This window comes from Nisaea sp., assembly GCF_040217065.1.
Lineage (GTDB): Bacteria > Pseudomonadota > Alphaproteobacteria > Thalassobaculales > Thalassobaculaceae > Nisaea.
In genome coordinates this window covers 558,116-578,860 of sequence record NZ_JAVJNX010000004.1, presented here as the reverse complement: position 1 = coordinate 578,860, position 20,745 = coordinate 558,116, and the positions used below count along the sequence as shown (strand labels likewise).

Annotated in this window: 21 protein-coding genes; 10 read left to right on the top strand and 11 right to left on the bottom strand. The window is 63.6% G+C overall.

All coding sequences use genetic code 11. The features are described from left to right. Window positions 1-54: 54 nt before the first annotated feature. The 4 genes from RH950_RS04270 to RH950_RS04255 all read right to left on the bottom strand — a co-directional run bounded on the left by RH950_RS04270 (window position 55) and on the right by RH950_RS04255 (window position 3,825). A complete protein-coding gene (locus tag RH950_RS04270; RefSeq protein ID WP_350054036.1) occupies window positions 55-639 on the bottom strand; it encodes a hypothetical protein in 585 nt (194 codons plus the stop codon). A 68-nt stretch (window positions 640-707) separates the two neighbouring features. After that, window positions 708-1,670 (bottom strand): Hsp33 family molecular chaperone HslO, encoded by a 963-nt coding sequence (locus RH950_RS04265; RefSeq protein WP_350054034.1) that lies wholly within the window; start codon window positions 1,668-1,670, stop codon window positions 708-710. Between the two features lie 27 nt (window positions 1,671-1,697). Then, window positions 1,698-2,600 carry an ornithine carbamoyltransferase gene (gene argF, locus RH950_RS04260; RefSeq protein WP_350054032.1) on the bottom strand — a complete coding sequence of 301 codons (903 nt, stop codon included), beginning with the start codon at window positions 2,598-2,600 and terminating at the stop codon, window positions 1,698-1,700. Window positions 2,601-2,667: 67 nt separating this feature from the next. Beyond that, complete coding sequence (locus tag RH950_RS04255) at window positions 2,668-3,825, bottom strand: aspartate aminotransferase family protein (protein ID WP_350054030.1); 1,158 nt, start codon at window positions 3,823-3,825, stop codon at window positions 2,668-2,670. A gap of 407 nt (window positions 3,826-4,232) precedes the next feature. Between RH950_RS04255 and RH950_RS04250 the strand changes: the two genes are divergently transcribed. Continuing rightward, entirely contained in the window at window positions 4,233-4,403 is a 171-nt protein-coding gene (locus RH950_RS04250; protein WP_350054028.1) for a hypothetical protein, read from the top strand. Window positions 4,404-4,569: 166 nt separating this feature from the next. Here the strand turns inward: RH950_RS04250 and RH950_RS04245 are convergent, their stop codons facing one another. Together RH950_RS04245 and RH950_RS04240 are read right to left on the bottom strand one after the other, a co-directional pair. Beyond that, window positions 4,570-5,739: a 2'-deoxycytidine 5'-triphosphate deaminase gene (locus RH950_RS04245; protein ID WP_350054027.1), complete on the bottom strand. Its 1,170-nt coding sequence runs from the start codon at window positions 5,737-5,739 to the stop codon at window positions 4,570-4,572. 75 nt (window positions 5,740-5,814) lie between these two features. After that, window positions 5,815-6,651 carry an ABC transporter permease gene (locus RH950_RS04240; protein ID WP_350054025.1) on the bottom strand — a complete coding sequence of 279 codons (837 nt, stop codon included), beginning with the start codon at window positions 6,649-6,651 and terminating at the stop codon, window positions 5,815-5,817. Between the two features lie 117 nt (window positions 6,652-6,768). Between RH950_RS04240 and RH950_RS04235 the strand changes: the two genes are divergently transcribed. Next, window positions 6,769-7,374 carry a regulatory protein RecX gene (locus RH950_RS04235; protein ID WP_350054023.1) on the top strand — a complete coding sequence of 202 codons (606 nt, stop codon included), beginning with the start codon at window positions 6,769-6,771 and terminating at the stop codon, window positions 7,372-7,374. Window positions 7,375-7,495: 121 nt separating this feature from the next. Then, on the top strand, window positions 7,496-9,436 hold the full coding sequence (acs, locus tag RH950_RS04230; protein ID WP_350054021.1) for an acetate--CoA ligase: 1,941 nt from the start codon (window positions 7,496-7,498) through the stop codon (window positions 9,434-9,436). Between the two features lie 84 nt (window positions 9,437-9,520). Here acs and RH950_RS04225 read toward each other — a convergent pair whose 3' ends face one another. Further along, on the bottom strand, window positions 9,521-10,711 hold the full coding sequence (locus RH950_RS04225) for an acyl-CoA dehydrogenase family protein (RefSeq protein ID WP_350054019.1): 1,191 nt from the start codon (window positions 10,709-10,711) through the stop codon (window positions 9,521-9,523). 88 nt (window positions 10,712-10,799) lie between these two features. Then, window positions 10,800-11,837 (bottom strand): AbrB family transcriptional regulator, encoded by a 1,038-nt coding sequence (locus RH950_RS04220; protein WP_350054017.1) that lies wholly within the window; start codon window positions 11,835-11,837, stop codon window positions 10,800-10,802. A gap of 171 nt (window positions 11,838-12,008) precedes the next feature. On the opposite strand from RH950_RS04220, the gene RH950_RS04215 reads away from it, so the two are divergent. The 4 genes from RH950_RS04215 to ltnD all read left to right on the top strand — a co-directional run bounded on the left by RH950_RS04215 (window position 12,009) and on the right by ltnD (window position 14,898). Then, window positions 12,009-12,593, top strand: coding sequence for a nucleotidyltransferase family protein (locus tag RH950_RS04215; RefSeq protein ID WP_350054015.1), 585 nt, complete (start codon window positions 12,009-12,011; stop codon window positions 12,591-12,593). Between the two features lie 46 nt (window positions 12,594-12,639). Then, the gene (locus tag RH950_RS04210; RefSeq protein WP_350054013.1) at window positions 12,640-13,125 is read left to right on the top strand and encodes a methyltransferase family protein; all 486 of its coding nucleotides are present in this window, start codon (window positions 12,640-12,642) and stop codon (window positions 13,123-13,125) included. 93 nt (window positions 13,126-13,218) lie between these two features. Beyond that, the gene (locus RH950_RS04205) at window positions 13,219-13,968 is read left to right on the top strand and encodes an SDR family NAD(P)-dependent oxidoreductase (protein WP_350054011.1); all 750 of its coding nucleotides are present in this window, start codon (window positions 13,219-13,221) and stop codon (window positions 13,966-13,968) included. A 9-nt stretch (window positions 13,969-13,977) separates the two neighbouring features. Beyond that, entirely contained in the window at window positions 13,978-14,898 is a 921-nt protein-coding gene (gene ltnD, locus RH950_RS04200; RefSeq protein WP_350054010.1) for an L-threonate dehydrogenase, read from the top strand. Here the strand turns inward: ltnD and RH950_RS04195 are convergent, their stop codons facing one another. Next, window positions 14,899-15,075 carry a hypothetical protein gene (locus RH950_RS04195; protein ID WP_350054008.1) on the bottom strand — a complete coding sequence of 59 codons (177 nt, stop codon included), beginning with the start codon at window positions 15,073-15,075 and terminating at the stop codon, window positions 14,899-14,901. It lies immediately after the preceding gene. Window positions 15,076-15,149: 74 nt separating this feature from the next. Here RH950_RS04195 and RH950_RS04190 point away from each other — a divergent pair, with 74 nt between their 5' ends. Beyond that, window positions 15,150-16,151 carry a lipid II:glycine glycyltransferase FemX gene (locus tag RH950_RS04190; protein WP_350054006.1) on the top strand — a complete coding sequence of 334 codons (1,002 nt, stop codon included), beginning with the start codon at window positions 15,150-15,152 and terminating at the stop codon, window positions 16,149-16,151. Between the two features lie 3 nt (window positions 16,152-16,154). Here RH950_RS04190 and RH950_RS04185 read toward each other — a convergent pair whose 3' ends face one another. Both RH950_RS04185 and RH950_RS04180 read right to left on the bottom strand, forming a co-directional pair. Then, window positions 16,155-18,566, bottom strand: coding sequence for a Lon protease family protein (locus tag RH950_RS04185; RefSeq protein WP_350054004.1), 2,412 nt, complete (start codon window positions 18,564-18,566; stop codon window positions 16,155-16,157). A gap of 61 nt (window positions 18,567-18,627) precedes the next feature. Further along, window positions 18,628-19,257: a gamma-glutamylcyclotransferase gene (locus RH950_RS04180; protein WP_350054002.1), complete on the bottom strand. Its 630-nt coding sequence runs from the start codon at window positions 19,255-19,257 to the stop codon at window positions 18,628-18,630. A 448-nt stretch (window positions 19,258-19,705) separates the two neighbouring features. Here RH950_RS04180 and RH950_RS04175 point away from each other — a divergent pair, with 448 nt between their 5' ends. Together RH950_RS04175 and RH950_RS04170 are read left to right on the top strand one after the other, a co-directional pair. After that, window positions 19,706-20,191: a response regulator gene (locus RH950_RS04175; protein WP_350054000.1), complete on the top strand. Its 486-nt coding sequence runs from the start codon at window positions 19,706-19,708 to the stop codon at window positions 20,189-20,191. 241 nt (window positions 20,192-20,432) lie between these two features. Beyond that, window positions 20,433-20,711 carry a hypothetical protein gene (locus RH950_RS04170; protein ID WP_350053999.1) on the top strand — a complete coding sequence of 93 codons (279 nt, stop codon included), beginning with the start codon at window positions 20,433-20,435 and terminating at the stop codon, window positions 20,709-20,711. The last annotated feature ends 34 nt before the right edge of the window (window positions 20,712-20,745 follow it).

Below are 20,745 nucleotides of genomic sequence, written 5' to 3'. Positions count from 1 at the left end.
CATCATGTCCGCGGACCGGAGCGGCGCCTGCCGCTCCGGCCGTGATCTCCGCACTTAGGGGAGAAACTCCCCGAGATGCGCGCTGACCTGCGGGCGGACCGCAGTGTCGAAATCATTCAGCAGCTTTTCCGTCAGCCCGTACCAGAGGGTTTCCCGATCTGCCAGGGAGGCGTCTTCGGCGATCGTGGCGCTGCGGGTGGCGAAGGCTTCGGCGACGGCCCGGCGCTTGTTCTCCGGGGTGCGGATCTCGAGACGCACGGCGACCCGGCCCTCGTAGCGTTCGGTCTGATCCGTCGTGAAGGCACCCTGCAGACCCTTTTTCACCTTCAGCTTCGTTTCGGCAACCGAGGCATCGGTGATCACCATCACCAGTTTGTCCGGGCCGCCGGTGGCCTGCAGCACATCGTTGGCCCAGCGTTCTGCAGCAGGACCGGGCGCAATGGGCATCTTGTGCTCCACGTTCGGCGCGGCGAAGGGCATGCGGAATTCATTGACCACTTCGACGGACCCGACGGCGAGCCGGATCGGTGTCTTGTGCTTGAAAGTGAGCGCCGGGAACTCCACCGTCGGCGGTGTGGCGCAGGCACCAAGCAGCGGTGCTGCGAGGACGAAAAGAAGGAAAGCAAAACGGACCCGCATCGAGACCCCCCGAGAATTGATTGAGCCGAGGCGGACACTCTACCCCAAATGATGGGGCAGCATTGTGATCAATCGCCTGCGTCTGCCCGCAGCGTCTGCAGGCCGGCTTCGTCATAGTCCCAGCGGGACTTGCAGAACTCGCAGACCACGAAAACCAGCCCGTCCACCGTCATGTCCAGCAGTTCTCCATCAGACAGCGATTTCAGCACGGATTCGACCCGGTCCTGCGAACAGCGGCAGCGTTCGGTGACCGGATGGGCCGGATAGGCCCGGATGCCGCTCTCGTGGAACAGGCGGAACAGTAGCCGGTCCGGCGCGATCCGCGTGCCGGCGATTTCTTCCGGGGTGGCGCTGCTCAGCATCACCATGGCGGTGCGCCAGGCATCCTCGTAGGCATCCATGTCGTGTATGGCGCGTGCCTTGCCGGGCTCCGGCGCATCGCCGCCGTCCAGCGGCATGCGCTGCAGCATCAGGGCACCGGCCCGCCAGATACCGAACTCGTCCTTGCGCACGGCTACATTCAGCCCGGTCTCCAGTTGCTCGGACTGGCGGAAATAGGCGTGTGTGCATTCCGCGAGAGTCTGGCCGGCGAGGGGCACGATGCCTTGATAGCGCTCGGTATCGGCGCCCTGGTCGACGGTGAAGGCGATATAGCCGCCGCCGACCAGACGCGGGACCGTCAGTTCGCCTTTCTCGACCAGGGCCGCCACGGCGTCCTCGTCGAAGGCGGCGTAACCGCGCAGCTGGCCCTCGCTGGTGACATCCGCAACCATGGTGCGGACCGGACCGTCGCCCTTGATCTGCAGCGAGAACACGCCCTCGTATTTCAGCGCGCCGGCGAGGCAGACGGTGATGGTCATCACCTCGCCGAGCAGTTTGGATACCGCGTCCGGATAGCCGTGCCGGTCCAGGATGGTGTGGACGGCGGAATTCAGACGCACCATGCGGCCGCGCAGGCCGAACGGATCGACCTGAAACGGCAGCAACAGATCATCGTGACCCGACTCTGCGAAAATGTCGGCGGTGCTCATCTCGGTCTCCGGATCAGGCGAAAGGTTTTATGAAAGACACCAATTGAGGACGGCCTTCTGCGAATGCAACCGGTTCTCCGCCTCGTCGAAGACGATGGATTGCGGCCCGTCGATCACTTCCGCCGTCACTTCCTCGCCGCGATGGGCGGGCAGGCAATGCATGAAGATCGCGTCCGGCTTCGCCTTGGCCATCAGGTCTTCGGTCACCTGGTACGGGCCGAGCTGATTATGCACGTTGGAGCTGTCGTCGCCCATGGAGACCCAGGTATCGGTCACCACGCAATCCACGTCCCTGACGGCGTCTTCGGGATCGTGCGTCAGGATGACGGTGCCGCCGTTCTTCTGTGCCCATTCCAGCAGGGCCGGGTCCGGGCTGCGTTCCGGCGGGCAGGCGATGCGGAGCTCGAAGCCGAACTTGGTCGCCGCGTGAATCCAGGAGGACGCCATGTTGTTGCCGTCGCCGCTCCAGGCAACGACCTTGCCGCGGATCGGACCGCGATGTTCCTCGAAGGCCATGATGTCCGCCATCAGCTGGCAGGGGTGGGAATGGTCCGTCAGGCCGTTGATCACGGGCACGGTGGCATGCTCCGCCATCTCGCGGATCGTGGCCTCGTCGAAGGTCCGCATCATGATGCAGTCGACATAGCGGGACAGCACCTTGGCGGTGTCGCTTACCGACTCGCCACGGCCGAGCTGCAGGTCGGCCGCGTTCAGCACCACGACGTCGCCGCCGAGCTGCTTCATGCCGACTTCGAAGGACACGCGGGTCCGGGTCGAGGGTTTCTCGAAAATCATCGCGAGTGTCTTGCCGGCGAGCGGCTTTTCGGTGCCGGCCTCGCCGCGCTTCATCGCCATGCCTTCATCGACAATGGCCCGAAGGGTCAGCGCATCGATCTGGTCGAGATCGAGGAAATGGTTCTGTTTCGTCATATCGGAGTTCCAGAATCGGGGGCGGACGCCGGCCGGCCCCGTCCGAGGGAGCCGGCCGGGTGCCTGTTCAGGCGTCCCAGTCCGCGCAGACTTTCTCGATAATGTCGCAGGCTTCGGCGACATGGCTTTCGTCGATGATCAGCGGTGGCAGGATACGCAGAACGTTTCCTCCGGCGCCGACGGTCAGCAGGCCAGCTTCGCGCAGCTTGCCCTGGAAGTCCGTATTCTTGACCTCGCAGACCAGGCCGAGCATCAGGCCCTTGCCCTTGACCGCCGAAAAGATCTTCGGATGACGCGCTGCGATTTCTTCCAGGCGTTTGTGGAAGTCATCGCCGAGTTTCGTGACGCGCTCCAGCAGGCCCGGCTCCAGCAATACGTCCAGCACCGCATTGGCGACCGCCATCCCCAGAGGGTTACCGCCGAAGGTGGAGCCATGCGTGCCCGGCGCCATGCCGGACGCGGCCTTCTCGCTCGCCAGGATGGCGCCAACCGGGAAGCCGCCGCCAAGACCTTTCGCCAGCGTCATGATGTCCGGGGCTACTCCGGCCCATTCATAGGCCCAGAGCTTGCCGGTCCGGCCCATGCCGCACTGGATCTCGTCGAAGATCAGCAGGGCGCCGAATTCGTCCGCCGCCTGGCGGAGCGCCTTCAGATATTCGACATCGGCGGTGTTGATGCCGCCCTCGCCCTGGATCGGCTCGACCAGGATGGCCGCGGTCTTGGCGCCCATCGCCTCGCGCATCTCGTTCATGTTGCCGAAAGCGACATGGCGGAAGCCTTCCGGGCGCGGGCCGAAGCCGGTCCGGTAGGTTTCGTTGTCGCCCGCGGACAATGTCGTCAGCGTCCGGCCATGGAAGGCGGAGGTGCAGCAGACGATCTCGGACCGCTCCTTCTCGCCGCGTTCCCACTGGTACTTGCGGGCGATCTTCAGCGCGCCTTCATTCGCCTCGGCACCGGAATTCGCGAAGAACACCGTGTCGGCGAAGGAATTCTGCACCAGCCGGTCGGCCAGCCGCTTCTGTTCCGGAACCTCGTAGAGGTTGGAGACATGCCACAGCTTTTCCGACTGGCTCTTCAGCGTTTCGACCAGATGCGGGTGGGCATGACCGAGGGAGTTGGTGGCGATCCCCGATGCGAAATCGAGATATCGTCGGCCTTCGGTGCTATACAGATAAGGGCCTTCCCCCCGCTCGAAAGCGATATCTATACGCCCGTATGTGGGCATCACCGTGGTAACCAACGTCCTTCTCCACCATAAAAAATGGCGGCACCGAAAACCGGCGCCGCCGGATATCGAAAAAAGCACGGAATCCGGGGGACGCCAAGGGGAATATGGTGCGCCGGAGGCGGATTCCCGCGAAACTTTGCGAATCGTGGCCTGTTCGGATGCCGCATTGGCATCAGTGTGCCGTGGTAACCGCGCAATGCGGGGGAGTCCGGTCGTGCCAAGGAGGCCGGGCATGACCGTCGAGGGCGTCAATGCCGACGCTGTCGCGGCTCAGGCCAGAGCACCCGATGTCTTTGATTATGCGAAAAACCCATAAAATCCAACACGATCCTTCATGACTCGTAAACCCCTGGCCGCTATAGTTTCCGCTCTTGCCAAGCGGAAATACCAGAAAGGAGTCCGCCATGACCGCACCCGTACAGTCGGGGCTCGCTGTTTTCGCGTTTCGTGCAGACAAGCAGCAGCAAATTGTCCAGGCCCAGGTTGTCTCCAGTGCCGTTGAAACGGCCAAGCAGATCGCCCAGTCGACTGGCGCGCAGGGCGCGTCCTCATCCGGCGTCGACATCACGGTCTGAGACCAGTCTTTTCCACAAATCCGAACCGGCGCGGTATGCGGGCTCTTGACGCCCCTGTCCCGCGCCGGTTTTGTTTTCGGCGTCTTTAGCTTCCTGGGCGCCCGGTTTTCCGGACTGAACCGCGACAGCCCCGATCGCGCGCCACTTCAAAAAGCAGCCGCCCGGTTCAGCTGCGCGGATTGGCGATCGGCTGGCTGCGGAAGTGCTTGCCCAGCTTCAGCCCCTGGCCCTGATAGTTCGAGCCGATACCGCCGGCGCCGTAGACCTTGTCCGGGATTTCGGTCAGCGGCTCGTAGACCAGGCGGCAGACCACCTGGCCGTCGGTGATCACGAAGGGCACGTCGTGGGAGCGGACCTCGAGCACGCCGCGGGTCGCCTCGCCGCCGGCCTCGGACATGCCGAAGCCCGGATCGAAGAAGCCGGCATAATGCACCCGGAACTCGCCGACCTTGGTGTCGTAGGCCCGCATTTCCGCCGCGTGGTCGAGCGGCACGGAAAGATATTCCTTCGAGGCCAGGATGTAGAACTCGTCCGGGTCCAGGATCAGTTCGCCCGGACGGTTCGGTTGCCGGAACAGGGGCTCCCAGAAATCCAGCACGTCATAGCCGTTCGGTTTGTCGATATCGATCAGGCCGGTATGCTGCTTCGCCTTGTAGCCGATCAGGCCGGTCTTCGGCTCGCCGGTCAGATCGACGCTGACCGCGACGCCTTCCTTGATATCGGCCTCCTGGCCATGCACCAGCACCACGCTGTCCTGCAGCCGCCGCATCGCCGCGTCGCTGGCCACCGGGGTGCCGCGCCGGAACCGGAGCTGGTTCAGCCGGGAGCCGGTGCGCGCGAGCACGCTGAAGGTGCGCGGGCTGATCTCGGCATAGAGCGGCCCGTTATAGCCTTCGCGCACGGTCTCGAACTCGGTGCCATGATCGGTGATCAGCCGGGTGAAGATGTCCAGCCGGCCGGTGGAGCTTTTCGGATTCGCCGTGCCCGAGACCTTGGGCGGAAGCGAGACGCTTTCCTGCAACCGGACGATGTAGACGCAGCCCTTTTCCAGCACCGCGCCGTCCCGCAGGTCGATCCTGTGCATGGCGAGGGTTTCAAGCCGCTCGGCCACGGTGGCGCTCCGCCCGGGCAGGAAGCTGGCGCGGACCCGGTAGGCCTCGGCGCCAAGCCGCAGGTCGATGCTGGAGGGCTGGATCTGGCCGTCAATGACCGGCATGTCGGACGCGATCTGCCCGCCCCTGATCATCTCCCGGATGGTTTGGCTCGGCAGAATCCCGGTGGTGCGCTTTTCGCGCGTGCCGCTGTCTGGAGTTGCCGCTGAGGCGTCTGCGGTCATGTCCCTGGTCCGCCCAATAATCCCGATTTGGCGCAAAATAGCAGACGGCGCCGCCGGGACCAGCGGTTTTGTTGGTCAGCTCCGGATCTTGTAGCCGCGCTTCAGCAGCATGTAGCAAAGCAGGCCGAGCAGCAGGTTCATCACCGTCAGCACGGCGGCGCCGACCAGCGGGTCGCTGTCGGACCAGCCGATCAGGCCGTAGCGCACACCGTCGATCATGTAGAAGAACGGGTTGAGGTGGGCGAGCTGGTTCCAGATACCGGGCAGCCGGTCGATCGAGTAGAAGGTGCCGGACAGGAAGGCGAGCGGCTGGATGACGAAGTTCGTCACCGACGAGAGGTGGTCGAACTTCTCCGCCCACATGCCGGCGGCGATGCCGATCAGGGCCATGGCCAGCGAGGCGGACACGGCGAAGAAGATGGCCACCGGCCAGTGCGCCGCATGGAAGCCGACGGCGAACGACATGGTGACGACGGTGGAGACCCCGACGATCATGCCGCGCGTCACCCCGCCGAGGGCGAAGGCGGCCAGCAGCTCGCCCGGCCCGAGCGGCGGCATCAGCACGTCGACGATATTGCCCTGCACCTTCGAGATCATGATCGAGGAGGAGGTGTTCGCGAAGGCGTTCTGCATCATCGCCATGACCACCAGGCCGGGGGCGAGGAATTCGGAATAGGAAATGCCGTCGCCGATGTCGATCGAGCGCTCCAAGGCAAGAGTGAAGATCGACAGGAACAGCAGGGAGGTGACGACAGGGGCGAACACCGTCTGGGTGATCACCTTGAGGAACCGCCGGACCTCTTTCTCGTATAGCGTCCAGACGCCGATCCAGTTCACCGGGCCGACCCGGCGGACGAACGGAACCGGGACGGCGTCGGCGTTGGCATTCGAGGCGGAGGGGCGGTCTGTCATGAACTGGGCCGTTGGCTTAGGTTGCGGTGCGGGCGCACAATAGGCCCTGATGACTTGTGACAGCAACCAGATGGGGGCAGTGGCGCGCTAAGCAAGCCGCGCCGGCCCGGAACCCGCATGAATGATGCCTCCAGATATGGCGGTACGGCAAAGCGGCGCCGCGAGAAAAAGCCGCCGAAACCGGTCACCGAGAGCTACCTGCGCAATGTCGCGCTCTGGTACATGGAGCGCTATGCCAGCTCCGCCGCGAACCTGAAGGCGGTGCTGATGCGGCGGGTCCGGCTGTCATCCGCCTATCACGGCAGTGATCCGGCAGAGGGCGCGGAGATGGTCGAGGCCGTTATCCAGCGCTACACCGAGGCAGGCATCCTGAACGACAGGCTGTTCGCCGAGACCCGGGTCCGGTCCCTTGTAGCGCGCGGCACATCGACCAAAATGATCAAACGCAAGCTGATGGAAAAAGGTGTTTCCTCGGACGATATCGACGCGGCCCTGGCCGGAATTCTCGATCAGGAGAACGGCGAGCTGGCGTCGGCGGCGCGCTATGCCCGGCGGCGGCGGATCGGACCGTTCCGGCTGCCGGAAAAGCGCGAGGAGAATCGCGACCGGGACATGGGGGCGCTCGCCCGGCAGGGCTTTGGTTTCGGGATTGCGGCCAAAGTGGTGGACGCGGAGAGCCCGGAATCGCTCGAGGAGGAAATCGAGGACGGATGCGAATACTAGAGGGTGCGACGGCGCAGCGCACAAAAATCGCTTAACCGTAGAGAAACGGTTGTTATAGTTACGGCAAATCAAACACAGCGAATGCGGTGGTCAGACCGCGCAAAAGCTCAAGGGGGTAACAATGTGGGACGTGCATGATTTTCCGGTGCCGGCGGACATCGCCAAGACGGCCCATGCGGACGCAGCCAAGTACGAGAAGATGTACAGGGAGTCGGTCGAGAACCCGGACGGTTTCTGGGCGGAGCACGGCAAGCGGCTCGACTGGATAAAGCCTTACAGCAAGGTCAAGGACGTCTCCTTCGACGCAAAGGACCTGCACATCAAATGGTTCCATGACGGTACCCTGAACGCGGCTGCGAACTGCCTTGACCGGCATCTTGCGACGCGCGGCGATCAGGTGGCGATCATCTGGGAAGGCGACGATCCGAAGGACGACAGGAAGATCACCTATCGCGAGCTGCATCGCGACGTCTGCAAATTCTCCAATGCCTTGAAAAATCTTGGCGTGAAGAAGGGCGACCGGGTGACGATCTATCTGCCGATGATTCCGGAGGCCGCGGTCGCCATGCTGGCCTGCGCCCGGATCGGGGCTGTGCATTCCATCGTCTTCGGCGGCTTCTCGCCGGACGCGCTGGCAGGGCGCGTTCAGGATTGCGAATCCAATATCGTCATTACCTCGGACGAAGGGCTGCGCGGCGGCCGGCCGATCCCGCTGAAAGCCAACACGGACAAGGCGCTGGAGAACTGCCCCGACTGCAAGACGGTGGTTGTCGTCAAGCGTACCGGCGGCAAGATCAACTGGGTCGAGGGCCGGGATCACTGGTATCACGAGATCTGCGATGCCGCCTCCGAGGATTGCCCGCCGACGGAAATGGGCGCGGAAGACCCGCTCTTCATCCTCTACACGTCGGGCTCGACCGGGAAGCCGAAGGGTGTGTTGCACACCACCGGCGGCTACATGGTCTTTGCCTCGATGACGCATGAATATGTCTTCGATTATCAGGACGGTGAGGTTTACTGGTGCACGGCCGATGTCGGCTGGGTCACCGGGCACAGCTACATCATCTACGGTCCGCTGGCGAACGGGGCCACCACCCTGATGTTCGAGGGCGTGCCGAACTATCCGGACTTCAGCCGCTTCTGGCAGGTCTGCGACAAGCACAACGTTTCAGTCTTCTACACCGCGCCGACGGCGATCCGGGCGCTGATGCGCGAGGGCGACGGGCCGGTCAAGGCGACCAGCCGGAAGAGCCTGCGCATCCTCGGGTCGGTCGGAGAACCGATCAATCCGGAAGCCTGGATGTGGTACCATGAGGTGGTTGGCGACAAGCGCTGCCCGATCGTCGATACCTGGTGGCAGACGGAGACCGGCGGCATCCTGATCACGCCGCTGCCGGGTGCGACGAAGCTGAAGCCGGGCTCGGCGACGCTGCCCTTCTTCGGCGTGCAGCCGGTCCTTGTCGATGCCGACAACAAGGTCCTGGAGGGCGCGGCAGAGGGCAACCTCTGCATGGCGGACAGCTGGCCGGGCCAGATGCGCACGGTCTATGGCGACCATGAACGCTTCATACAGACCTATTTCACCACCTTTCCCGGCCGCTATTTCTCCGGCGACGGCTGCCGCCGGGACGAGGACGGCTATTACTGGATCACCGGCCGCGTCGACGACGTGATCAACGTCTCCGGCCACCGCATGGGCACCGCCGAAGTCGAGAGCGCACTGGTCGCGCACGACAAGGTCGCCGAAGCGGCTGTCGTCGGCTACCCGCACGACATCAAGGGCCAGGGCATCTACGCCTATGTCACCCTGAATGCCGGGCTGGAGCCGTCGGAAGAGCTGCGCAAGGAGCTGGTGACCTGGGTCCGCAAGGAAATCGGCCCGATCGCCTCGCCGGACCTGATCCAGTGGGCGCCCGGCCTGCCGAAAACCCGCTCCGGCAAGATCATGCGCCGCATCCTGCGCAAGATCGCCGCCAACGAGCAGGACCAGCTGGGCGACACCTCGACCCTGGCCGAGCCGGCGGTGGTGGACGATCTGGTCGATAACCGGATGAATAAATAACACCCAGGCGCGGGGCCCGTTTCTGCGGGCTCCGCTCCGGAACGTTCGGCATTCCGGCGTCAGGTTGGGGCGGTGCGCGCCGGGTCAGGCAGGGTTCCGCTGGATCAGCAGCTTGGCGATGATCAGGCGCTGCATCTCGTTCGTTCCCTCGGCGATGGCGAGCAGCGGGGCATCCCGGTAATAGCGCTCGATATTATATTCCTTGGCATAGCCGTAGGCGCCATGCAGGCGCATCGCCTCCAGGCTGTTATGCAGGGCGGCCTCGGTGGCGAACAGCTTCGCCATCCCCGCTTCCATGTCGCAGCGCTCGCCCCGGTCATAGGCGGCGGCGGCCTGTTCCGTCAGCAGCCGGGCGGCCTCGACCTGGGTCGCCATGTCGGCCAGTTTCAGCTGGATTGCCTGATGCTCCGCGATCGGTTTGCCGAAGGTCTTGCGGACCTGTGAATATTGCACGGATTCCTCAAGGCAGGCCCGGGCGATGCCGACGCCGCGGGCGGCGACATTGATCCGGCCGAGTTCCAGCCCGCCGAGGATCTGCTGCATGCCGCGTCCTTCCTCGCCGCCGACCAGGTTGTCCTCCGGGACAAAGTAGTCGTCGAGGGTGAACCCGGCGGAATCGATGCCCTTGTAACCGAGCTTTTCCAGTTTCTTGGTGACGGTGAAGCCGTCGCCCTTTTCGACCAGGAACAGGCTCATGCCCTTGTGCCGGGGCGTTGCATTCAGGTCGGTCTTGGCCAGCACGGCGAGGATATGGCCGTGATAGGCATTGCTGATCCACATCTTGGTGCCGTTCAGCCGGTAGCCGCCTTCGGTCTTGTCGGCGCGCAGACGGATCGCCTGCAGGTCCGTGCCGGCGTCAGGCTCGGTCAGCGCGATGCCGCCACGCAGCTCGCCGCTGGCGAAGCGCGGCAGCCAGGCCGCTTTCTGCGCCTCGGTGCCGGAGCGCTCGACCGCGGCAGCCATGATCAGGTGCGAGTTGAAGATGCCGGAAATCGACATCCAGACCCGGCTGACCCGCTCGACGATCTTCGTATAAGTCGAGGCTGACAGCCCGAGCCCGCCCCAGTCCTCGCCGATGGTGGCGCCGAACAGACCGAGTTCCGCCATCTTGCCGACAATGTCCTCGGGCCAGGCATCCTGGGCTTCCAGCATGTGGGCATAGGGCGCCACATCGCGGACGAGGAAGCGCTCGACAGCGTCAAGAATCATACGTTCTTGCTCGGCACGTTCCTCGGGTGTGAGGCCGGACGGGTGCACGGCGACGGCTGCGGTCATGGAAACTTTCCTCCCGGGAGACCCGGCTTCAGTGCGCTGGCAGGACGCCAGTCATCGTGTTCTTGATCAACCGAAAATACCGGTTTTCTTATATCTTTGAACTTAAGATATAGCGAAAAATAAGCCCCGAGAGGGCAATAACCAGAAAAATCCGGATAATATGGAAGGCCGCGACCAGCGGAACGCCCAGTTCAAGGACCGCAGCGGTGATGCTCATTTCCGCCATGCCGCCGGGCGATACGGACAGCACCATGCTGGCGGCCGGCAGGCCGGTCACGTCCGCAACGCCAAGGCCGAACATGATATTGAGTCCGACCAGCACCAGCGTGCTGATGACGGCGTGGGGCAGGAACCGTTTCAGCGGCAGCACCAGCTCGCGGCGATAGCGCAGGCCGATGAAGGTCCCGATCAGCACCTGCGAGAGATTGAGCAGCTCCCGCGGCATGCCCGAGAGATTCAGTTCCAGCACGGTGACCAGCGCGGCGGCGGCGAGTGGGCCGAGCAGCCAGGCATTGGTGATCTTGCGCCAGGCCATGAACCCGCCGAACAGCAGAGAGAGGGCGATCAGGACGGGGAATCCCTGCAGGTCGAAGGGCAGCTTCTGTACATCGAACGGGGAATGTCCGACGGCCCCAAGCAGGGTCAGCGCGGTCGGAATCGTGGTGACGACACAGAGGATGCGCAGGGACTGGGCGAGGGATACCGGCGCCATCTCGCCGCCCCATTTCGTCGCCTGCAGGGCCATTTCGACCACACCGCCGGGCACGCTGGCGAAATAGGCCGTGGCCATGTTCACCTTCGCCACCTTGCGCAGATAGAGCGCGGAGGCCAGCCCGAACAGGATGGAGGCCAGCGCGCAGATCACCATCACGGCGATATGGTCGACCACGAATGCGGCAACGGCGGGTGTGAAATTGAGACCGATGCCGGTGCCGAGCAGAAGCTGTCCGGTCTGCCGGGCACCCTTCGGCATGGAGAGCGTGACGCCCGTCATGCTGAGTATGCCGACCGATAGCATGGGGCCGAGCAGCCAGGGCAGCGGGACGCCGAGAAAGGCAAATGCCCAACCGGCGCCCGCCGCGAAGGCAAAGCTGGCGAGATGGCGGGCCGGAGCGGGTATGGACATGGGGCGGACAGGACCGGTGCGCGGCCGGTTTCCGGAGTCGGTTCTGCGGCCATCGAATGAAATGATACCCGAACTTAGGCGGTCCGCGGCGTTCCGGTCAATCGCTTGACGGTGCTTTGGTCCCCATGCATGGGATGAATTTCACATGGTCGAATAACAGGGACCCGTTCGATGATGGAAGAGAGCCTGCAAGACCGGTTCCTTGCCGTTGTGCTGGAGAACCCGGTGAACCGGACCATTCTGCAGCGGATGCCCGATCTCGGCGTCGAGGATACCTGGCTGGTCGCCGGCTGTCTTTTCGGCGCGATATGGAATGCACTCTCCGGCCGTCCGCTGACCGAGAATATCCGGGATTACGATGTTTTCTATTATGACCCGGATACGAGCTATGAGGCGGAGGACGCAGTGATCCGGCGCGGCGCCGCCCTGTTTGCCGATCTCGGGGTCGAGGTCGAAATCCGCAACCAGGCCCGGGTCCCGCTCTGGTTCGAGGCCCGGTTCGGGGCGCCCTATCCGCCGATTTCGGAATCCCGGACCGGCATCGACCGGTTCGTCGTCGCAGGCACCTGTTGCGGCATTTCGCAAGCGGGCGAGGTGCGTGCGACTTACGGCTTCGAGGATATGTTCGCGGGGGTTCTGCGCCGCAACCCGATCAGCCCGACGCCGCATCAGTTCCGGTTCAAGTGCGGGAGCTACCGGGAGCGCTGGCCCTGGCTGAGAATCGTGGAACAGACGGACGGTGCCGGTACCTCCTGATCCGCGAACCGTGGTAAGCCCACCGATGGAGACAAGGGAGATAGGCATGGACGAGAAGCAACAACCTGACGACAAGCCGGACACTGCAGGTGTGGTCCTGCCGCCGCCGCTCATTCTTCTGATCGTCATTGTCATCGGTGCGGGGCTCGAAATGTTCGTGCCCCGCCCGTTCGCGCCGGACTGGGCCCAAACCTTCCTCGGCCCGTCCCTGGTCGTCGGCGCAATCGGCCTTGTGATCATCGCGGAGCGCCAGTTCAAGCGGGCAGGAACCAGCGTCAAACCCTGGATGCCGAGCACCGCTCTCGTTACCACCGGGATCTTTTCGATCAGCCGCAATCCGATGTATCTCGCTATGGTCATCCTGCTGGTCGGCCTGTCACTGGCCGGCAACACGCTGTGGATGCTGACGGCCATCGTCGGCTTTGTCGGAATGATGCATTTTGGCGTCATCCTGCGCGAGGAAGCCTATCTCGAACGGCTTTTCGGCGTGGCCTATACAGACTACAAGGCACGGGTCCGGCGCTGGATCTAGAATGCTCTCGTTCCATGATTAATCTGCACTCTCTCTTTTTCGAGCGCTGCCCGCGTGCGACAGTCCGGTCTCACTTCTACGGGGGCTCAGACCATGAGCGGACGGGTTATTCTGGTGACAGGCGCAGCCAGCGGCATCGGCGCCGCGGCGGCCCGGAAGCTGGCGGAAAGCGGCGACCGGTTCCTGCTGCATACGCGCGCCAATCTCGACGGTCTCAATCGCGTGGCGGAGCAGGTGCGCGCGAAAGGGGCGACGGCCGAAACCGTGCTGAAGGATCTGGCCGAAACGGGCGCGGGCCAGTCTTTGATCGAGACTTGTTCCGAACGCTTCGGAGGGCTCGATATCCTCGTTGCCAATGCCGGTTACGCGGACAAGGCGCCGCTCGGCGAGGCCGGTGTGGAGCGGTTCGAGCAGGCGCAGAATGCCATTTCCCGATCCTTTTTCGAGATGGCGGAGACGGCCCTGCCGCTGCTGGAAGCCTCCGCCTTGGGCCGGGTTGTCGCTGTCGGGGCCTTCGGGCCGCATGTTTGGCGTACCGACCTTCCGGCCTTCCCGGCGACGGCGGCGGCAAAAGCCTCTCTTGAAGCCACGGCCCGCGCGCTCGCCCTCAGGCTGGCGCCGTCCGGCGCGACCGTGAATGTCGTCGCGCCGGGCTTCATCGAGAAAGATCCGGGCACCCATTCGGCGATGACGCCGGAAGGTGTGGCGGCACTCTCCGCCCGCATTCCACTGGGGCGGCGGGGCACGACGGTGGAGGTGGCGGCGGTGATCGGCTTTCTCGCCTCGGCCGAAGCGAGTTACGTTACCGGGCAAGTCATCCATGTGAATGGCGGTTTGATCTAGGGGGAACTGATGACTGAGAAACGTATTGCCGGGGTGATTGGCCTTGGTTCCATGGGAATGGGCGCTGCCCGGTCTCTGGTTGCATCCGGTGTCGAGACCTGGGGCACGGATGTGCGCGCCGAGTCCGTTGCGGATATTGTCGCCAATGGCGGCAAGGGCGCGGCCAGCCCGGCGGAGCTGGCATCGAAGGTGGATGCACTGCTGGTGCTCGTCGTCAACGCGGCCCAGACCGAGAGCGTGCTGTTCGGCGAGACCGGCGCGGTCAAGCACATGAAAAAGGGCGCCGTCGTCGTCGCCAGCAGCACCGTACCGGCGGCCTATGCGCGGGAGCTCGAGGGCCGGCTGGCGGAATATGGTCTGCTGATGGTCGATGCACCGGTCAGCGGTGGCGCGGCCAAGGCGGCGACCGGCGAGATGACGGTGATGGGCTCCGGCACGCCGGCGGCTTTCGAGGCGGCGGAGTTCCTGCTGAACGGGATTGCCAGCAAGGTCTACCGGCTGGGCGATCAGGCCGGACCGGGCTCGACCGTGAAGACCATCAACCAGTTGCTTGCGGGCGTGCATATCGCGGCGGCGGCGGAAGCCATGGCGCTCGGTATCCGGGCGGGTGTGGCACCGGCCGACCTGTTCGAGGTGATCTCCAACTCCGCCGGTGCCTCCTGGATGTTCAACAACCGGGTGCCGCATATTCTCGACGGGGATTATGCGCCGCTCAGTGCCGTGAATATCTTCGTGAAGGATCTCGGCATCGTGCTGGAAACCGGCAAGGAGCTGACCTTCCCGTTGCCGCTGTCGGCGGCGGCGCACCAGCAGTTCCTGGGCGCGGCCGCGGCCGGGCTTGGCAAGGAAGATGATTCCGCCGTCATCAAGGTGTTCCAGAAACTTGCCGGGATCGACCTGCCTGAAGCCAAGGACGCCAAGGACGACTGATCAGAGCAGGCAGAGCAGCCCGTAGCAGGACGCGCCGAACAGCTTCACCGCCAGCAGATAGCCGATCAGGTCGAGCAGAAATGTGACACCGAGGATCGGCAGGGCAACGAAGCCGAAAAAGTAAAGCGCAGCCCAGCGGGTGAAGCGGCGGCCGGGAATCCGGTGGCCGTGAATCATGGGCGGCTTTTTGAATTGTGCGAGCACGGACATGGGCTAAGACTAGCCGCTGAACGGGGACGGGGGAACCTGCAATGGCGGCTGCCGCCAAAGCGCAGACGGACAGGGTGCAGAAGGACAGGCGCGGCGAGGAGCTGGACGGTATCGTCGCGCTCTGGGACGCGGTCGATCAGCGGCGCTGGGATGAGCTGATCGCGAAGGCGGACCGCGCGGCGCTGGAGCAAGCCTCCGCCTATGGCATGGCCATGAGCCGGGCCTCTGCCTATAGCCCCGTCACGGCGGTCTTCATGCGCGGTCCGGAGCGGGTGGCGCTCGCCCTGATCCTCGAATGGCGTTTTCCAGGCGGCTTCCGCATCGCCAAGCTGACGCGCGGGCCGGTCTTCCTTGCGGACGTTACCGACACGGAGCGGGCGGCGATCTTCCGGCTGATCAAGCAGCGCTATCCGGTCGCGAAGCTCAATCTCTTCCTCATGACCCCTGAACTGCCTGCCGGTGCGGAGAGCGACGCGCTCCTGCGCGATATCGGCATGCGCCCGATGGTGACCGGCTACAGTACCGTCTGGCTCGATCTGCGTCCGGAGCTGGAGACACTTCGGGCCGGGTTGCATGTGAAATGGCGCAACCAGCTCAAACTCGCGGAAGCGGAGCCGCTCCGGGTACGCAGCGGCTATGGCGGCGCGCCGATGGAATGGCTGCTCTCCCGGCATGACCAGCATCGAAAGCGGCGCAAGTTCCGGGCGCCGGCGGGCGCCTTCGTTGCCGCCATCGCGGATAGCGGACGGGACAAGCGCGCGACACAGGTATTCACCGCCTATGTCGGTAGCGAGCCGATCGCCGCGATCCTGACCATCCGGCACGGCACTTCCGCAACCTATTACGTCGGCTGGACCGGGGTGGAGGGGCGCGAGAAACAGGCGCACAATCTGCTGCTCTGGAAAGCGATCATCAAGCTGAAGGAAGCTGGCGTCGAATGGCTCGATCTCGGCGGCGTCGACGGCCTGCACATGCCGGGCGTCTCCCGTTTCAAGCTCGGCGTCGGTGGCGAGCTGGTGACGCTGGCGGGGACGTATCTCTAGCGGTCAGCTCTCTTTCGCCTGTGCCGCAGCCTTGGCCCGGAGCTCTGCAAAGCGCACCAGCCTTTCCTCGACCAGCCGGTTGACGCTGCCGGACGGATAGGTGCCGTCCGTCCCCCGCTCGCCGGCCGTCGTGCCCGTCAGCACCTCGATGCCTTCCGCGATCGTGGCGATTGGCAGGATGCGGAAGCGCTTGTCCTTACAGGCATCGACCACGTCCGCGCGCAACATCAGATGCTTCACGTTCGAGGCCGGGATCATCACCCCTTGTCTGCCGGTCAGGCCGCGCGCCGCGCAGACATCGAAGAAGCCCTCGATCTTCTCGTTTACCCCGCCGATGGCCTGCACCGCGCCCATCTGGTTCACCGAGCCGGTGACGGCGAGAGACTGGTCGATGGACAGGCCGGAAAGCGCGGACAACAGGGCATAGAGCTCGGCCGAGGAGGCGCTGTCGCCGTCGACGCCGCCATAGGATTGCTCGAAGGTCAGCGTCGCGGCGAGGGCCATCGGGGCGTCCGCCGCATAATTCTGCGCCAGAAAGCCGGAGAGAATCATCACGCCCTTGGAATGCAGGGGGCCGCCCAGCTCGACTTCGCGTTCGATATCGATGACCTTGCCGGCGCCGACCCTGACCGTGGCGGAAATCCGGCTTGGCTTGCCGAAGGCGAAATCGCCGATAGACAATACGGACAGGCCGTTGACCTGGCCGACCCTGGCACCGTCGCAGTCGATAAGCACCGTGCCGCGGGTGATCTGCTCAACCGTCCGCTCCCGGAGCCTGTCGGCACGGTGAATCTGGGCGGCGATGGAGCGATCCACGTCCGTGCGGCTGACTTTGGCCTTGCCATCCTCGCCGGCAAAATAATCCGCTTCCCGCATCAGATCGGCGATCTGCCCGACGCTGGTCGACATGCGCTCCGAGTCGCCGGCCAGACGTGCCGCATGTTCCATCACGCGCTCTATGGCTGGGCGGGCAAAGGGGCGCAGCTTGTTGTTGCGGGCAATGGTGGCGACCAGCCGGGCGAACAGAGCGTCGTTCTCCGGCGTACGCTCGATGATTTCCTCGAAGTCGGCGGCGACCTTGAACAGGTCATGGAAATCAGGATCGAGGGCCGAGAGCATGAGGTACAGCCGATGGTCCCCGAACAGAACGATCTTCAGGTCGAGCGGGATCGGGTCCGGCTGCAGCGAGACGACGGTCGCCGTTGCCGTGTTTGTATTCGGCGCCTCAATGGTGATCTTCTCCGCATAGAGGGCGCGTTTCAGCGCTTCCCAGCTCATCGGGTTGAGCAGAAGCTTGTCCGCATTGATCAGCAGGAATCCGCCATTGGCCCGATGCAGGGCGCCGGGCTGGATCAGCGAGAAGTCAGCGACCAGCGTCCCCATATGGGCGTAATACTCGATCCGGCCGACCAGCTTGCTCAATGCCGGATGGTCTTCGACCACAACCGGGGCACCGCCCGCCGGACGGTTCGAGACGAGGACATTCACCTGATAGCGGTGCGCGGGATCGTTCTCCACGGCGCTTTCGCCGCCACCGTCCGGCACGATTCCAGGACTGCCGTCCTCAGCATTCAGGAACAGGCCGATATGGTCGACCATATCGTCGGCAACGGCCTTCACATGTTTCAGGGCCGCGTCGGCCGACGCCATTTCCGTTTCGACATCCGCGATTTCCTGTTCGATCACCCGGCGGGCCGTCTCGCGGCTGATCTTCCGCAGGGTGCGCTGGCGGTCCCGCTCGATATGGGGCATGGCGCGAAGGACCTTCTGCAGCTCCTCCATCATGCCCTTCGTCGCTTCCTGATAGCGTTTCTGGGAGGCTTCGGGGAGTTTCTGGAAGGCTTCTGGCGCCATCGGCGTTTTGCCGGAAAGCGGCGCGAAGGCAAAACCCTGCGGCGTCCTGATCAGGGTCAAGCCCTGTTTGCGGGCCTGCTCGTCGACAGATTCCAGGGACTTTTGCTGCTTATCCGCCGCCTCCTTGTTCACGGCCTCGATCCGCAGACGGTAATCCTCGCTTTCGAACAGCGTCGGGATAACCGCCGTGAGGTCGGTCACCAGCTCCTGCATGGCACGGCGGAACGACTCCGCGCGACCGGCCGGCAGGGCGATGGCGGTCGGTGTGTAGGAATTCTGGAAATTATGCACATAGACCCAGTCGCACGGGACCTCGATCTCGGTCCTGCGCTGTTCAAGGTAGCGCTTCACCGCCATGTGCTTGCCGGACCCCTTGGGCCCTATGACAAAAAGATTGTAGCCCCGTTGCCGCATCCGGGCAGCGAAACGGACTGCGCCGAGGGCCCGCTCCTGACCGATCAGGGCCTCGATATCCTCGAGGTCGTCGGTGCTCTTGATCGAAAGCGGCCGAAGGGTCGTCCTGGTGTAGAGGTCTTTGACAGAGAGAGGCTTCACGGACATTGCTGGATTCCTCAGAAACCGATCCTGATGATATGCCGCCGGATCAAAGCTGGCGAGAACCCTATTCTTGTTTCGAAGATCTTGACTCGTCGCCGGTGCCGCGAATTTCCAGCACGCGGTCCCGCAACCGGGTCAAGCCGCGGTCGGGCATCCCCAGTTCATCCAGGTGTTCCACAGTGTTGAAGAGATACTCGGCGCAGGGGCCGAGAAAACCATGCGCCCGCTCGATGGTTTCGGCCATCTCTTCTTCGGGAAGCTGGCCGACATAGCGTTCGTGTGTGCGGTTCATCACGAAACCGATGGCGCGGAAAGGCCCGTCCGGACCGGTCATCGAAAGCCAGCGCGGAATGTAGGCGTCGCTTACCATTTCCCGCCGCCAGACAATCTCGAGTTCCTCGGCGGCATTTTCCTGCGCGATGCGGAAGGCAACGCCGCGGCAGCAGCCGCCGCGATCCAGTGCCAGCGTCAGACCCGGCACTTCGGGCGATCCTCGGCCGAGATGGGTCTGCAGGCAGAACCGCCGGTGATAACCGTAGGCGGTGGCACAGCATTTGTCGGCGAAATGAAATGACGGGTTCCAGATCAGCGATCCGTAACCGAACAGCCAGACATCAGTTTCAGGCACGCCGCCGGGAAACATCGAGGTGAGCGATGCATGCAGCTCCGCGTCGCTGAGTACCTTGTAAGTCACTGCATTTTTCCGGATCAGGTCGCGGATGTGACCCGAGCGGATGGAATCGCGCGTGAGAGGAGTGTGCTGGTGATCTGCCATAGACGTGACCCTAGCGGACTTCTCCGGCCGGGCAAGTCCGACAGTCGGATCGGTGCTGTTCGATTTTCGGCAGAATGGAAAAGTTCAGGCGCCGGTGCGGCTTCCGGTCGGGCAGGTTTCCAGCCGATAGGGGCAAACACAAATACGTGTGCGGTACGCACCAATTGCGTGAAATTGCCTCGACTTTTCCTGCTCTTAAAACTTACCTGTCCGGCGGTGTTCCGGTATCGTCCTAAAATCGGCGCCATATTTGGTATGATTTATGCGTGCAGTTTTTCGGATTGCCTGGGCCCGCTTTACTGTCCGGTCGGGCGACCGCATGGATTTCGCGGTATAGATCAGGTTTTCGGGGGAAGGCAATCCGTTCATGGCGGAGAAAGTAGATTTCAGCAGCGTCCATTTTCTGATCGTTGACGGCAACGCGCTGTCCGCCGATCTGGCGCGCGACCTGTTGCTGACGATGGGAGCGACGACGGTGTTCGTCGCACACAGTTTCGATGAGGGACTGGCGGTTCTCGGCTCCGATTCCGTCGACGTCTTGCTGACCGAGCTCCATCTGCCGCCGCGCAACGGTCTCGATCTGATCCGCGCCGTGCGTGACGGAAAGACCAAGGCGCATAAGCAGATGCCGATCCTGGTGATGTCGGCGATGTCCGCGGTGGAGCATGTTTTCGAGGCGCGGGACGCAGGCGTTACGGAGTTCATCGCAAAGCCCTACGGTGTTGAGGGGTTTTACCGGCGCATGGTCGGTATCATTGCGCGGCCGCGGGCTTTCGTAGACAGTAAAGACTATTATGGTCCTGACAGACGTCGCCGCCAGGTTCCCATTACCGGGCCGGATCGGCGAGAGTAACAGCTAGGGTGTCTCATTGACTGCGGCAAAATCGAAGGAAAAATCGAAACTTTTGCCTCCAGCGGAGGATTTGACCCAGCGAGCCGTCAACAGTACGACCGGCATGGATCTGCGCCTCAGCCCGGCCGTTCTGCGGCGGCTGGAGGAAGTCGTCAATGAGTCCCGCGAGCGATTTGTGGTCGATTTAGCGGCCCGGCTTCGGACGTTGCGTGCGAGTATGCAGGCCCGGAGCAGCGGGCAAATGAGTGACCCCGAACTCTTGACGCTGGTGTTCGAAGAAAGCCTGCAGATCAAGGGCATGGGCGGCACGATCGGCTATCAGATTCTCAGCATGATCGCCACGGTTCTGAACGATTTTGTGGCTGGACGGCAGGATCTGGGCCGGATCCAGTTCGAAATCCTGCAGCTGCATATTGACGCCATGTATGTCGTGATCGCGGACCGCATCACGGACAATGGCGGAATATTGGAAGACCAGGTGCTGAGCGGCCTCAGAATGGCTGTCCGGAAGTTCGGCTGATGAGCAAATCCGGTGACAGACGGGCCATGTGCGC